The sequence below is a fragment of the Streptomyces sp. NPDC048278 genome, from assembly GCF_040652195.1.
Taxonomy (GTDB): Bacteria; Actinomycetota; Actinomycetes; order Streptomycetales; family Streptomycetaceae; genus Streptomyces.
In genome coordinates this window covers 253,393-266,127 of the sequence record NZ_JBEZLP010000004.1, presented here as the reverse complement: position 1 = coordinate 266,127, position 12,735 = coordinate 253,393, and the positions used below count along the sequence as shown (strand labels likewise).

The 12,735-nt window shown below is 74.2% G+C and carries 13 protein-coding genes; 6 read left to right on the top strand and 7 right to left on the bottom strand.

All coding sequences use genetic code 11. The annotated features are described in order from the left end of the window. Positions 1 to 14: 14 nt before the first annotated feature. A complete protein-coding gene (locus tag AB0D74_RS09820; RefSeq protein ID WP_362582478.1) occupies positions 15 to 1,118 on the bottom strand; it encodes a mechanosensitive ion channel family protein in 1,104 nt (367 codons plus the stop codon). Positions 1,119 to 1,498: 380 nt separating this feature from the next. Between AB0D74_RS09820 and AB0D74_RS09815 the strand changes: the two genes are divergently transcribed. Beyond that, positions 1,499 to 2,035 (top strand): HNH endonuclease, encoded by a 537-nt coding sequence (locus AB0D74_RS09815; RefSeq protein ID WP_093502957.1) that lies wholly within the window; start codon positions 1,499 to 1,501, stop codon positions 2,033 to 2,035. Positions 2,036 to 2,178: 143 nt separating this feature from the next. On the opposite strand, the gene AB0D74_RS09810 is transcribed toward AB0D74_RS09815, so the two are convergent. The 3 genes from AB0D74_RS09810 to AB0D74_RS09800 are packed head-to-tail and all read right to left on the bottom strand — an operon-like array spanning position 2,179 to position 4,774. Then, positions 2,179 to 3,549 carry an ABC transporter permease gene (locus AB0D74_RS09810; protein ID WP_362582475.1) on the bottom strand — a complete coding sequence of 457 codons (1,371 nt, stop codon included), beginning with the start codon at positions 3,547 to 3,549 and terminating at the stop codon, positions 2,179 to 2,181. Then, complete coding sequence (locus tag AB0D74_RS09805; protein WP_362582471.1) at positions 3,546 to 4,244, bottom strand: ATP-binding cassette domain-containing protein; 699 nt, start codon at positions 4,242 to 4,244, stop codon at positions 3,546 to 3,548. The genes AB0D74_RS09810 and AB0D74_RS09805 overlap by 4 nt, the downstream gene beginning before the upstream one ends. Then, the gene (locus AB0D74_RS09800) at positions 4,241 to 4,774 is read right to left on the bottom strand and encodes a PadR family transcriptional regulator (RefSeq protein WP_362582468.1); all 534 of its coding nucleotides are present in this window, start codon (positions 4,772 to 4,774) and stop codon (positions 4,241 to 4,243) included. Before AB0D74_RS09800 ends, AB0D74_RS09805 begins: the two co-directional genes overlap by 4 nt. Before the next feature lie 163 nt (positions 4,775 to 4,937). Between AB0D74_RS09800 and AB0D74_RS09795 the strand changes: the two genes are divergently transcribed. The 3 genes from AB0D74_RS09795 (at position 4,938) to AB0D74_RS09785 (ending at position 8,362) form a co-directional block, all read left to right on the top strand. After that, positions 4,938 to 5,123 carry a hypothetical protein gene (locus tag AB0D74_RS09795; protein ID WP_362583075.1) on the top strand — a complete coding sequence of 62 codons (186 nt, stop codon included), beginning with the start codon at positions 4,938 to 4,940 and terminating at the stop codon, positions 5,121 to 5,123. After that, complete coding sequence (gene malQ / locus AB0D74_RS09790; RefSeq protein ID WP_362582466.1) at positions 5,124 to 7,169, top strand: 4-alpha-glucanotransferase; 2,046 nt, start codon at positions 5,124 to 5,126, stop codon at positions 7,167 to 7,169. A 119-nt stretch (positions 7,170 to 7,288) separates the two neighbouring features. Then, entirely contained in the window at positions 7,289 to 8,362 is a 1,074-nt protein-coding gene (locus tag AB0D74_RS09785) for a WYL domain-containing protein (protein ID WP_362582463.1), read from the top strand. Here the strand turns inward: AB0D74_RS09785 and AB0D74_RS09780 are convergent. Further along, entirely contained in the window at positions 8,353 to 9,324 is a 972-nt protein-coding gene (locus tag AB0D74_RS09780) for an SDR family oxidoreductase (RefSeq protein ID WP_362583071.1), read from the bottom strand. The genes AB0D74_RS09785 and AB0D74_RS09780 overlap by 10 nt on opposite strands. Before the next feature lie 144 nt (positions 9,325 to 9,468). Here AB0D74_RS09780 and AB0D74_RS09775 point away from each other — a divergent pair, with 144 nt between their 5' ends. Next, the gene (locus tag AB0D74_RS09775) at positions 9,469 to 9,720 is read left to right on the top strand and encodes a hypothetical protein (RefSeq protein ID WP_362582460.1); all 252 of its coding nucleotides are present in this window, start codon (positions 9,469 to 9,471) and stop codon (positions 9,718 to 9,720) included. 103 nt (positions 9,721 to 9,823) lie between these two features. Here AB0D74_RS09775 and AB0D74_RS09770 read toward each other — a convergent pair whose 3' ends face one another. Beyond that, positions 9,824 to 10,423: a TetR family transcriptional regulator gene (locus tag AB0D74_RS09770; RefSeq protein WP_362582457.1), complete on the bottom strand. Its 600-nt coding sequence runs from the start codon at positions 10,421 to 10,423 to the stop codon at positions 9,824 to 9,826. Between the two features lie 170 nt (positions 10,424 to 10,593). Here AB0D74_RS09770 and AB0D74_RS09765 point away from each other — a divergent pair, with 170 nt between their 5' ends. Further along, the gene (locus AB0D74_RS09765) at positions 10,594 to 12,045 is read left to right on the top strand and encodes an FAD-dependent monooxygenase (RefSeq protein ID WP_362583068.1); all 1,452 of its coding nucleotides are present in this window, start codon (positions 10,594 to 10,596) and stop codon (positions 12,043 to 12,045) included. A 5-nt stretch (positions 12,046 to 12,050) separates the two neighbouring features. Here AB0D74_RS09765 and AB0D74_RS09760 read toward each other — a convergent pair whose 3' ends face one another. Further along, on the bottom strand, positions 12,051 to 12,509 hold the full coding sequence (locus AB0D74_RS09760) for a DUF5707 domain-containing protein (RefSeq protein ID WP_362582454.1): 459 nt from the start codon (positions 12,507 to 12,509) through the stop codon (positions 12,051 to 12,053). Between the last annotated feature and the right edge of the window lie 226 nt (positions 12,510 to 12,735).

The following is a 12,735-nucleotide window of genomic DNA, read 5'->3' as shown; positions in this document are numbered from 1 at the left end:
GCTGAACCGTTCCGCTACCGTCCGCCGGTCGCCGACCGGGGTGGAGCGATCGGCGTCGTGGCCGCCACCTGCGGCGAGTCCGAGTCGGAGAACGCCGACGGCGCCGCCACCCCGGCCGCGCGGTCCGGGATCTCCTCGTCCAGGAGTACGGCCGTCTCGCCGCCCACGATGCGGATGTGGGCCGCGTCGAACGCCCGCTTGATCCGCCAGCGCAGCTCGCGCTCGACGGTCAGTGCCTTGCCCGGCATGGTCTTCGCGGAGACGCGGACCACCATCGAGTCGATGAGCACGGAGTCCAGGCCGAGCACCTCGATCGGGCCCCACAGGACCTCGTTCCAGGGCTCTTCCTTGGCCATCTTCTCGGCGACCTCGTCGAGGGTGGCGCGGACCCGGTCCAGGTCCTCGTTGGCCCGCACGGTGACGTCGACGCCCGCGGTGGCCCAGCCCTGCGAGAGGTTCCCGATCCGCTTGATCTCGCCGTTGCGGACGTACCAGATCTCGCCGTTGGCCCCGCGCAGCTTGGTCACGCGCAGGCCGACCTCGACCACCTCGCCGGAGGCGACGCCCGAGTCGATCGAGTCGCCGACGCCGTACTGGTCCTCCAGGATCATGAACACGCCGGACAGGAAGTCCGTGACCAGGTTCCGGGCGCCGAAACCGATCGCCACACCGGCCACACCGGCGGAGGCAAGAAGCGGCGCGAGGTTGATCTGGAAGGCGGACAGCACCGTCAGCGCGGCCGTGCCCAGGATCACGAAGCTCGCCACCGACCGCAGCACGGACCCGATCGCCTGCGACCGCTGCCGCCGCCGCTCGGCGTTGACCAGCAGCCCCCCGAGGGTGGTGCCCTCGGCCGACTCGGCCGTGCGGTTCATCCGGTCGATGAGCTTGGTTATCGACCGCAGCACGACCCTTCTGAGCAGCACCGCTATCACCAGGATCAGCAGCACCTTCAGGCCTATCGCCAGCCAGGTCGACCAGTTCTGCTCGACCCAGCTCGCGGCGTTGGTGGCGCTCTCCTGGGCGTCCTGGAGCGTGGGCACCGTCGGGGTCGACGAACCCGAGGGGCTCGGCGACGGCGACGAACCGGCGGCCAGTAGGACGGCGGGCAAGGACACGGCGGGTACCTCCAGGCGGTGCGGTACTGCCCTCCGGTACGGCGGTCATGGTCGTACGGCTCGTTCAAGGTCACGAAAAGGTCACCGGACGGGCAGGATCACCACACTAACGGGGCATTGTGTGTGCGCCCCACCGATACGTGAAGGAGAGACCGTGCTCACGCGCGGCTCCCCCTCCCGCCGGGACAGGCCCGCCGCGGCCGGCCCGCCGGAACAGGCCCGCTTGAAGAGGGGGGCAACCGGGGGATGAATGCGGTGTGGTCGAAAACACTCCCAGCCCGTTACCGGGAGATGGTGGCGCGTCCACCAGGCATGAGGGGAGACTGGCCACAGATCGTCCCGGCGCGAGCCACGCGCCGCCGACGCCCAAGGAGGCACCCGTGCCGCATGTCCTGGTCCTCAACGCGTCGTACGAGCCGCTCGGCGTCGTACCGCTCCGCCGCGCGCTCATCCTCGTCCTGGAGAACAAGGCAGTCGCCTTGGAGGAATCCGGCGCCTATATGCACAGCGCAACCGTCACAGTCCCCGCACCCAGCGTGGTCCGGCTCAAGCGATTCGTACGGGTTCCCTACCGGGGGCCCGTTCCTCTCACCCGCAGGGCGCTCTTCGCCCGCGACGGGGGCCGGTGCATGTACTGCGGTGGCGTCGCAACCAGCGTCGACCACGTCATCCCGCGCAGTCGCGGGGGTCAGCACGTCTGGGACAACGTGGTGGCGTCCTGCCGCCGCTGCAACCACGTCAAGGCCGACCGCCATCTCTTCGAGATCGGCTGGCGGCTGCGGCACAAACCAGCCCCACCCACCGGCCTGGCCTGGCGCATCATCGGCACCGGCCATAGGGACCCGCGCTGGCTGCCGTACTTGCAGCCGTACGGCGCGGACGACGCCCTGGCCCGGATCGACGGCATCTCCGCCTGACGATCCGGGCCTTCGCATACCCCGTGGCCGCAGGCTCGGCCACGGGGTCCTTCGGGACGCCGCCGGTCCCTCCGCGCACGCTCCGGCCCCGGGGCTCCCCCGCGCCCCCGGGACCGGGCGCCCGTCCTGACATCAGGCGGCGGTCACGCGTAGCGCAGTTCCGCCGGGCGCACCGAGCGGCGCAGCAGGGGCAGCGAGGTGGCCGCGGCGAGCAGGCAGCACGCGTACACGCCCACCGGGACCAGCAGCGCGGCGTACGGCGCCCCCGCGGCGGCGTGCTCCGTGACCAGCGCGGCGTACCGGGCCCCGATCCCCATGCCGCCCGCGCCCGCCACCGCGACCGCGGGGAGCAGCGGCAGCGCGGTCTCCAGCAGCAGCGCCCGGGCCAGCACCCCGCGCGGCACCCCGGCGGCGTTCTGGACCGCCAGGCCCCGGCGCCGGGTGGCCAGGGACTCCGCGGTGCCCACGGCGAGCGCGGACAGCACGATCGCCAGGGCGAGGAGGATCGCGGCGGCCGTCAGATCGAGCCCGCCGGTGTAGTAGGCCAGGCCCATCCCGAGGTGGCCCTCGCGCTCGGCGGCGCGCAGATCGGCGAGCAGCACCTGCCGGACCCCCACGAAGGCCGTGCCGACGACCGTCACCAGCAGCACGGCCGCGTGCGTCCGGGCCGCCGCCCACGGGTCGTCGCGCAGCCGTTCCGCGGCGATCAGCACCGCGGGGCTCCCGGTGCGGGCGGCGAGCGCCGAGCCCAGCCACCGGGACGACCAGCCCGCCAGCCACACCGCCACGGCGCCCACCAGCAGGCACAGGGCGAAGACCACGAGCGGGCCGACGGCCAGCCCGAACAGGGGGAGCGAGAAGGGGTCGTGCACGAACACGGCCACCACCACGAACAGCGCGGACACGCCCAGCAGGACGGTCGCCACCAGGAACTGCCGCCCCGGGCCCGTCGGCCGCACCCGCCGTACGACACCCAGCGGCGACGCCACCACGCGGCGCAGCGACAGCACGCCCACCGCCGCGCCGGCCGCCGGCACCAGCAGGACCATCGCGGCGAGTCCGGCCCAGGCCAGGGGGACGGGGTGGGACCACAGGCGGAGCAGGACCGGCACCGAGACCGCCGTGGCCGCGGCGGAGCCGGCCAGACAGGCGAGCCCCGACTCCAGCCCGGCGATCCGCCGCACCTGCGCGGCCCCGGCCCCCGCCAGCCGCAGCGCGGCCAGCCGCCGGTCGCGGTGCACGGCACCGATCCGCGCGCTCTGCCCGAGGAACCCGTACACCGGGAGGAGCAGCATCGTCAGCGCGACGACCACACCGCCCCGGGTGCCCTCGTCGTCCAGCAGCCCGCCGCCGACCCCGATGTGATGGTGCCCGTCCATCGGCACCAGCACGGCGACCACCGTCCCGAGCCCGGTCGCGAGGGCGGCCCCGGCCGCCGTCAGCCCCACCCGCCACCACTCCCGCCGGTCCGACCCCCGGGTCAGCAGCCAGGCGAGCGCCAGATCGGCCCTCACGCGGCCACCTCCGACGGCAGCACGGCCCCGTCGCCCAGCCGCACCTCGCGGTCCGCGTACGCCGCCACCTGGGCGTCGTGCGTGATCAGCAGGACGGCCGCGCCCGTCTCCCGGACCGTGTGCACCAGGGCGGTCATCACCTGCTCGCTCGCCAGCGAGTCCAGCGCCCCGGTCGGCTCGTCCGCGAAGACCACCTTCGGGCCGGTCACCAGCGCCCGGGCCAGCGCGGCCCGCTGGGCCTGCCCGCCGCTCATCGCGCCCGGCCGCAGCTCCTCCTGCCCGCGCACCCCGAACCGCTCCAGCCACTCCCCGGCCCGCGCCCGGGCGTCCGCACGGGCCGCCCCCGCGAGCATCAGCGGCAGCGCCACGTTGTCGAGCGCCGTGAGCTCCGGGATCAGCTGACCGAACTGGAAGACCACCCCGAAGTCGGTCCGCCGCAGCTCGCTCAGCCGCTTCTCCAGCAGCCCGTCCAGCCGCTCCCCGGCGTACGTCACCGAGCCCGCGTCCGGGCGGACGATCCCGGCGAGGCAGTGCAGCAGCGTGGACTTCCCGCTGCCGCTGGTGCCCGTCACGGCGAGGATCTCGCCCGCGTGCAGCCCGACCGAGGCGCCGCGCAGGGCCTCGGTCCTGCCGTGCGCCTTGGCCAGGTCCCGGCCCGCCAGCAGCGGTATCGGGGTGCCCCCCTTGGTGCTCATGCTGAGTCGACCTCCGCGGTCAGAGTGGTGAGCCGGGCCGCCGTCGTGGTCATCCAACGGAGGTCGGCGTCGAGGTGGGTGAGGGCGAAGTCCGCCGAGAGCACGGTCGTCAGATCGGCCTTCGAAGCCGTCTTGACGGCGGTGAGCTCCCGCATCCGCTCCATGTGCGCCGCGCGCTGCTCGCGCAGGTAGGCGGCCGGGTCGCCGCCGGCCAGGATCGACACCACGACCTTCGCGAAGATCTCGTTCGCCACGAACGGCGCCGGCGGGGTGATCGCCCCCGCCCACCGGGCCAGTTCGCGCGCGCCCGCCTTTGTCGAGCGGTAGCGGGTCCGCTCGGGGCCGCCGTCGGCGTCGGTGCCGTCGACCTCCGCCAGGCCGTCGCGGACCAGACGCTGCAGGGTCGTGTAGACCTGCCCGTAGGCCAGCGGCCGGGCCTGCGGGAAGCGCTCGTCGTGGCGTCGCTTGAGGTCGTAGCCGTGACTCGGGCCGGCCTCCAGCAGCCCCAGGAGGATGTGCCGGGTGCTCATGGAGATCAGTATGCATCGAGTACATGTACTGAGTGAATAGTCGGTTCGGTTTCCGGCGCGAGTGCCGACCCGTTCACGGGGTAGGCCTGCCAGGACCCGGCATTCGCCGCCGTACCCGACGACAGACGAGGAGGCCGCCGTGGCCGCAACGGTTCATCATCCGATCCCGGCCCAGTTCAAACCCCCGGTGGAGACCGAGGAGGAGTTCCACCTGAGCGTGTTCAGCGCCGAGAGCGCCTGCGCCGAGGCCCCGCTGACCAGTGAGCCGCCGCTGCCCGACGCCGAGCCCCTCACCAGCGAACCTCCGCTGGCCGAGGTGGTCCCGCTGACCAGCGAGCCGGGGTTGTAGATGAACGAAGCCCTGGACCCATGGCTGCGCCGGCTCGCTGAGCTGCACGGCGTCGCCACCTCCTACCGCCCCGCCCCGGACCGTACGGTCACCGCCTCCGCCGGTGCCGTGACCGCCGCGCTGGGCGCCCTGGGCGTCGACGCGAGCAGCCCGGAGACGGTCCGCGACGCCCTCGCCGACCGCGAGCGGGAGCTCGCCGAACGGCTGCTGCCGCCGACCGTCGTCCACTGGGCGGGCACCGGCGAGCCCGCCCTCGGCCTGCCCGCCGGCACCCGCCTGGAGGTGCGGACGGAGGACGGGCAGACCCGGGACGGCGTGGCGGGTCTGCCGCTCGGGGTCCACCTGCTGACCGCCTCCGCACCCGACGGCCGCACCGCCCGCGCCCACCTGGTCGTCGCCCCCGAACGGCTGCCCGCCCCCGCCGGCCGCTCGTACGGCATCCTCGTCCAGCTCTACTCGCTGCTGTCCCGCCGCTCCTGGGGCATGGGCGACCTCGGCGACCTCGCCGGGCTGGCCGACTGGGCCGGACGCACCGCGGGCGCCGGATTCGTGCAGGTCAACCCGTTGCACGCGGCCGTACCCGGCGCCCCGACCGACCCGTCCCCCTACCGGCCCTCCTCCCGCCGCTTCCCCGACCCGGTCCACCTGCGACCGGAGACCGTCCCCGAGTACACCGCCATCCCCGCCCTCGCCGACCGCGCCGGACACCTGCGCTCCGCCGTCCTCGACCAGGGCGCCCTCATCGACCGGGACGCCGTGTGGGAGCTGAAGCGGGAGGCACTGGAGACGGCCGCCGCCGCCCCGCTCGCCCCCGACCGGCAGGCCGCCTACGACGCCTTCCGCGCCGCGGAGGGCCAGGCCCTGGAGGACCACGCCACCTGGTACGCGCTCGCCGAGCGGCACGGCTCCGACTGGCACCGGTGGCCCGGGGCGCTGCGCGACCCCCGCTCCCCGGAGACCGCCCGCGCCCGCGCCGAGCTGGCCGACCGCGTCGGCTTCCACTCCCGCCTCGCCTGGCTCACCGTCACCCAGCTCACCGCCGCCCAGCGCGCCGCCCGCGAGGCCGGGATGCCCATCGGGATCGTGCACGACCTCGCCGTCGGCGTGCACCCCGCGGGCGCCGACGCCTGGGCCCAGCAGGACCACTTCGCCGCCGGGATGTCCGTCGGCGCCCCGCCCGACGCCTTCAACGCCCGCGGCCAGGACTGGGGCCTGCCGCCCTGGCGCCCGGACCGCCTGGCCGCCTCCGGCCACGCCCCCTTCCGCGATCTCCTGCGCGCCCTCTTCCGGTACGCGGGCGCCCTGCGCATCGACCACGTGATGGGCCTGTTCCGGCTCTGGTGGGTGCCCGAGGGCCGGCCGCCGACGGAGGGCACCTACGTCCGCTACGACGCCGAGGCCATGCTCGCCCTGCTGGCCCTGGAGGCGACCCGGGCCGGAGCGGTGGTGATCGGGGAGGACCTCGGCACGGTGGAGCCGGGGGTGCGCGAGACGCTCCAGCGGCACGGGGTGCTCGGCACGTCCGTGCTCTGGTTCGAACGGGACTGGGAGGGCGACAGCCGCCCGCTGCCCCCGGAACGCTGGCGCGCCGACTGCCTCGCCACCGCCACCACCCACGACCTGCCGCCCACCGCCGCCCGCCTCACCGGCGAACACGTCGAACTCCGCGACCGCCTCGGCCTGCTCACCCGCCCGCTCGCCGAGGAACGCGCCGAAGCGGCGGCCGACACCGCGGAGTGGCTGGCCCTGCTCACCCGCCTGGGCCTGCTCGCCGCCTCCGAGTCCGGCGACGAGGAGGCCGAGATCCGGGCCGTCCACCGCTTCCTGCTCCGCACCCCGGCCCGCATGATCGGCGTCTGGCTCCCGGACACCGTCGGCGACCGCCGCCCCCAGAACCTCCCCGGCACCTGGGACCAGTACCCGAACTGGCGCCTCCCGATCGCCGACACGAAGGGCCGCCCGGTGACCCTGGAGGAGCTGACGGCCTCCGAACGGGTACGGGCACTGTTCCGGACCCTGCACACGGACGGCCCGTCCACGGGGTGACGGTGACGACGGGCCGGCTCCCTCCCGGCGCTCGGCCCCCTGGCGTCAGGCGGCCGAGCACCGGGAGCCGGGAGCCGGGGCGTGGTCCGTTCGGGGCGCCGGTCCACGATCCTTGAACCATGCGTGCCGCCCGCCTGATCCGTATGGCGCTCCTCGTCCAGTCGAGCCCCGGACTGACCGCCGACGCCCTCGCCCGCGAGCTGGACGTCTCCCGGCGCACGGTGATCCGTGACGCCCAGGCGCTGCAGGAGGCGGGCGTCCCCATCCGGTCCGAGCGCGGCCGGGCGGGCGGCTACCGCCTGGCACCGGGGCACCGGACCCGGCTCACCACGCTGCATCCCACCGAGGCGGAGACGCTCTACCTCTCCGGTCTGCCCACCGCCCTGCGCGATCTGGGCCTGTCGGACGCGGCGGACACCGCCCGGCTGAAGCTGTCGGCCACCTTGCTCCCCTCGCTGCGCGCGGCGGCCGAGTCCTCGGTGCGCCGCTTCCACCTGGACGCCCCGGCCTGGTTCCGCGAGCCGACCACGCCGGAGCTGCTGCCGGAGCTGGCCCGCGCCGTGTGGGCCGACCGCACCGTCGAACTGGACTACGCGCGGCCGGGCCGGGACGGCGCGCCGCCCCGCACGGTGACCCGCCTGCTGGAGCCGTACGGGCTCGTCCTGAAAGCGGGGGTCTGGTACGTCGTGGGCCGGATCCCGGCCGAACGGCCCGGCGGGGACGGCGGGAACGACGGGAACGCCGGGGAGGGCGGGAGCGCCGGGGACGGCGCCTGGCGCACCTACCGCGTCGACCGCGTCACGGCGCTCGCCCCCGCTCCCGGTGCCGGCGAACCCTTCGTCCGCGACCCGTCCTTCGACCTGGCCGCGCACTGGCAGGCGCACGCCGCCGGGTTCGCCCGGGCGCTGCTGCGCACGACCGTCACCGTGCGGCTGACCGGACGCGGCCTGCGCCGGCTGCCCGCCGTGGCGGACCCGGCCGGTGTGGCCGTCGCGCTGGCGTCCGGGTCCGCGACCGCGCCGGACGCCGCCGGGCGGGTCACGCTCGACCTGCCGGTGGAGTCGGAGGACGTCGCCTTCGGCCAGCTGACCGGGCTGGGCGCGGACGTGGAGGTGCTGGCCCCGGCGGGCCTGCGGGCCCGCTTCCGCGAACACGCGCGGGCCCTCGCCGCCGTGTACGGCGATCAGCGGTAGTCGTCCGGCGTGCCGTCCTTCCCGCCGTACAGGACGTCCTCGAAGTACGCCAGGGCGTCCGGCCTGCTGCCGTCCACGTCCCGTACGCCGTAGATCCTGGCGAGCTCCGCGCTGGAGGTGGACCTTCCGTTCCAGCGGGCGGCCCGGTCCGGGTCGGCGGCGAGCGCGGCGACCGCGCGGGCGAGGTAGTGCGGCGACTCGGCGACGGCGAAGTGCGGGTCCTGGGCGACGGCGTCGCGCCAGTTCTCCTCGGTCACGCCGAAATGGGCGAGCATCTGCTCCGAGCGCAGGAAGCCCGGCGTGACGGCGACCGCCGTGCCGCCGTACTCCGCCAGTTCCTGACCCAGCCCGAAGGCGATGCGGATGGGGGCGTTCTTGGCGAGGTCGTAGTAGAGGTTCTCGCGGTAGCGGCGGTTGGTGACCGCCGTGCCGTCGGTGACCTCCACGTGCAGCGGCGCGTCCGAGCGGACCAGGAGCGGGAGGACGAGTGCCGCGGTGATCAGGTGCGAGCGCACGCCGAGGTCCAGGATGCGCAGTCCGTCGGCGAGCGGTGTCTCCCAGCTCTTCTTGCCGAAGACGGAGCCGACGAGCAGGTGCTCGCCGCCCCAGAGGTCGTTGACGAGGATGTCGAGCCGCCCCTGTTCGCGGCCGATCCGCTCGACGAGTGCCCGGACCCGGTCGGGCTCCAGGTGGTCGGTCGGGACCGCGATGCCGGTGCCCCCGGCCGCGGTGACCAGTTCCCCGGTCTCCTCGATGGTCTCCGTGGTCCGGCCGACCTCGCTGGCACGCTCGCGGGTGGTGCGGCCGGTGACGTAGACGGTGGCGCCGGCGCGGCCGAGTTCGACGGCGAGGGCGCGTCCGGCCCCGCGGGTCGCCCCGGCGACGAGCGCGATCCGCCCGGCGAGCGGGCCGCCGGTCTCCTGGGTGCTGATGCCCCTGCCCCTGTCCCTGCCCTTGTCCATGTTCTTGTCCATGGCACCACGGTGCCCGCCAAAGGTGACAGTTCACGTCACCTTTTTCCGGAGATCCTCCCGTGCGCCGGGCAAGGACGGCTTACGGGTACCCCGGACGCGCGCCACCCGGATGGGCCAGCTAACTTTGGCTTCGTGGACAAGAAGAACGCCCTGCGCGCCGGCGCCCTGGCTGCCGGTACGACGCTGATGATGCTGCTCATGTCGTCGCCCGCCCTCGCGCTCACGCGTGACGACGGTGACGACCCCGGCAAGGGCCTGAGCGTCGTCCAGACGCTGGGTCTCTACGTCCTGGCCCCGCTCGTGCTGTTCGCGGTCATCGCGGGCCTGGTGATGGTCCTGGACAAGTCCAAGGTCCGGGTCATCAAGCCGAAGGCCAAGGCGTAGACCCGAGGGCCCCGAGCCCCCTGCTCCTGTTCCGCCGAGGGCGCCGGTCGCCTTCCGTACGTACCGCACGTACGGGAGCCGACCGGCGCCCTCGGCGCGTCTCTCACGGGCTCGGCGCGGTCAGGTACCGCTGCACGGTCGGCCCGAGCCACGCCATGATCTCCTCGCGCGCCAGCGCCACGACCGGCGGCAGCCGCAGCACGTAACGGGTCAGCGCGAGCCCCAGCAGCTGCGCGGCGCACAGCCCCGCCCGCGTCACCACCTGCTCGGGGTCCGGGCACACCCGCGCCGCCACCGGCACCACCTGCTCCCGGAAGATGTCCTGCAGGCGTTCGGTCCCCGCCCTGTTGGTGACGGCGACCCGCAGTACCGCGGTCAGTTCCTCGTTCGCCTCCCAGATGTCCAGGAAGTGGCTCACCAGCGCCCGGCCGACCTCGGCAAGCGGCACCTGGGACACGTCGGCCATCCGCAGGTCGAGCGTGACGGCCGCCGCGAAGAGGCCGTCCTTGCTGCCGAAGTAGCGCATCACCATCGAGGGGTCGATGCGGGCGTCCTTGGCGATGGCGCGGATGGTGGCGCGCTCGTAGCCGTCGGCGGCGAAGCGTTCGCGGGCGGCGGCCAGGATGGCGGAGCGGCTGGCGTCGGAGCGGCGCGCCGCCGGGCCGTTCCCCGGGCCGGTGTTTCTACTGGGAGTGCCGGTCATGCCAACGAGCGTAGGCCAACATCTGTAGGCCAACAAGTGTTGACTGCGAAATGGGTGCGCCTCTAGGCTTGTCAACAAGCGTTGGCCAACAAGTGTTGGTCATCAGGTGTTGGCAAACGAGAGCAGGCATCCAGGAGGCCACCATGAACGGCACGACCGGCTCGACCGGCATGAACGGCACCCCCGCCCCGGGGACCACCGGCGGGACCGCCCGCGTGATCGTCGTCGGCTCCGGCCCCACCGGCCTGCTCCTCGCCGGTGACCTGGCCGCCGCGGGCATCCCGGTCACCGTCCTCGAAAAGCGCCCCCACCGGATCAGCAACCTCTCCCGCGCCTTCGTCCTGCACGCCCGTGCCCTGGAGCAGCTCGACGCTCGGGGACTCGCCGACGAGCTGGAGGCCGTCGGCCGGCCCATCACCCGGTTGAATCTCTTCGACGGGCTCACCCTGGACCTCGGCGCCCTGCCCTCCCGCTTCAACCACGTCCTCGTCCTGCCGCAGTACGAGGTGGAGAAGGTGCTGGAGCGCCGCGCCGTCGAGGCGGGCGTCGACTTCCGGCACGACCACGAGGTGACCGGCCTGACCCAGGACGCGGACGGTGTGACGGTCCACGTCAGGGGCGGGGAGGACCTGCGCGCCGCGTACGTCGTCGGCACCGACGGCATGCGCAGTGTGGTGCGGGAGGCGGTCGGACTGCCGTTCCCGGGCAGGTCGGCGATCCGGTCCGTGGTCCTCGCCGACGTGCTGCTCGCCGAGAAGCCCGCGACGCTGCTGACGGCCGCCGCGGTCGGCGACGCGTTCGCGTTCCTGGCCCCGTTCGACGACGGCTACTACCGGGTCATCTGCTGGCACCGCGGCCGGGACGTCCCCGACCACGAGCCGGTGGACCTCGACGAGGTCAAGGAGATCACCCGCCTCGCCCTGGGCCGGGACTACGGGATGCACGACGCCCGCTGGATGTCCCGCTTCCACAGCGACGAGCGCCAGGCGCCCAGCTACCGGGTCGGCCGGGTCTTCCTGGCAGGCGACGCGGCCCACGTGCACACCCCGGCCGGCGGACAGGGCATGAACACCGGTCTCCAGGACGCGGCCAACCTCAGCTGGAAGCTCGCCGCCGTGCTGCACGGCCACGCCGTCCCGGAGCTGCTCGACACCTACCAGAGCGAACGGCACCCCGTCGGCCGGACGGTCCTGCGCAGCAGCGGCGCGATCGTCCGCCTCGCGATGGCCAAGGGCTGGCAGCTGCCCGTGCGGGCCGCGCTCACCACCGCACTCGACCACCTCGCCCCGGCCCGCCGCAAGGCGGTCGGCCAGATCACCGGCATCGGCTACCGGTACCCCGCCCCCAGGGGCGCGCACCGCCTCACCGGCACCCGCGTCCCCGACCTCGCGACGGCAGGCGGCGGCCGGCTCTACGAAGCCCTGCGCGGCGGCCGGTTCGTGCTGATCACCCAGGGCCCCTACGACCCGGGTACGGAACGTGCGGACCGCCTGACCGTGGCCCGCTGGGCGAGCGACCGTCGTACGACCGTCCTGGTGCGCCCCGACGGGTACGTGGCCTGGGCGGGCGAGGACGCCCAGGCGCCGGACGTCGAGAAGGCGCTGGCCACCCACGTCGGGTGACCGGCTCAGCCGACGGTGAAGTGCGCGGCCTGGGTGTCGAAGGTGGTGTGCCCGTCCTTCGCCGTGGCGAGCACGGCGACGTGCCAGGTGCCGTGCACGGACGACGCGACGTCGGCGGCGGACATCGTGTCCTTGTACACGCACCGGACGGTGTTGCCGCCGGCCGGCGTGCAGGTCGCCGACTCGACCTCGGTCATCTCCTTGGCGGTCAGGTGCTTCTTGGCGAACTCGGACTTCTCCGGCCAGGCCAGCACCTTCAGGCTCTTGACCCCGGAGGGGGCGCTGACCTCGGTGGTGAAGGAGAACGAGCCGTCCCGGCCGGCCTCCGGGGCGGTGTAGCGGGCGGTGCTGTGCGCCAGCGCGGGCGCCGGGTCCTGGTCGCCGGCGTAGGCGAGGGCGAAGGCCCCGGCACCTCCGAGCACGACGACGCCGGCGACCACGGACAGGGCGATACGACGGGACATGGCGAGTTCTCCGTAACGGGCTCAGGCCGGCTCGGGCTGTCCGGGCCGAACGTACCGGCGCTCTCTGCCGCGCCGTTGCGTCGATCCTCGCAACGCGCGACCGCCCCGGGCGTGAGCACGGATACTCAACTCGTCCTGGGTGATGGGTACTTCGCGCATAGAGCGGGGCGCCCGGTGGAGACCCACCGAACGCCCCGACGAGAGGTACCGGGAGGCACCCGGAGGT

Excerpts from the sequence above, each read along its gene's own strand:
- AB0D74_RS09805 (WP_362582471.1), bottom strand. The coding sequence starts at position 4,244 with ATGAGCACCAAGGGGGGCACCCCGATACCGCTGCTGGCGGGCCGGGAC.
- AB0D74_RS09800 (WP_362582468.1), bottom strand. The coding sequence starts at position 4,774 with ATGAGCACCCGGCACATCCTCCTGGGGCTGCTGGAGGCCGGCCCGAGT.
- malQ (WP_362582466.1), top strand. The coding sequence starts at position 5,124 with ATGAACGAAGCCCTGGACCCATGGCTGCGCCGGCTCGCTGAGCTGCAC.
- AB0D74_RS09785 (WP_362582463.1), top strand. The coding sequence starts at position 7,289 with ATGCGTGCCGCCCGCCTGATCCGTATGGCGCTCCTCGTCCAGTCGAGC.
- AB0D74_RS09780 (WP_362583071.1), bottom strand. The coding sequence starts at position 9,324 with ATGGACAAGGGCAGGGACAGGGGCAGGGGCATCAGCACCCAGGAGACC.
- AB0D74_RS09770 (WP_362582457.1), bottom strand. The coding sequence starts at position 10,423 with ATGACCGGCACTCCCAGTAGAAACACCGGCCCGGGGAACGGCCCGGCG.
- AB0D74_RS09765 (WP_362583068.1), top strand. The coding sequence starts at position 10,594 with ATGAACGGCACCCCCGCCCCGGGGACCACCGGCGGGACCGCCCGCGTG.
- AB0D74_RS09760 (WP_362582454.1), bottom strand. The coding sequence starts at position 12,509 with ATGTCCCGTCGTATCGCCCTGTCCGTGGTCGCCGGCGTCGTCGTGCTC.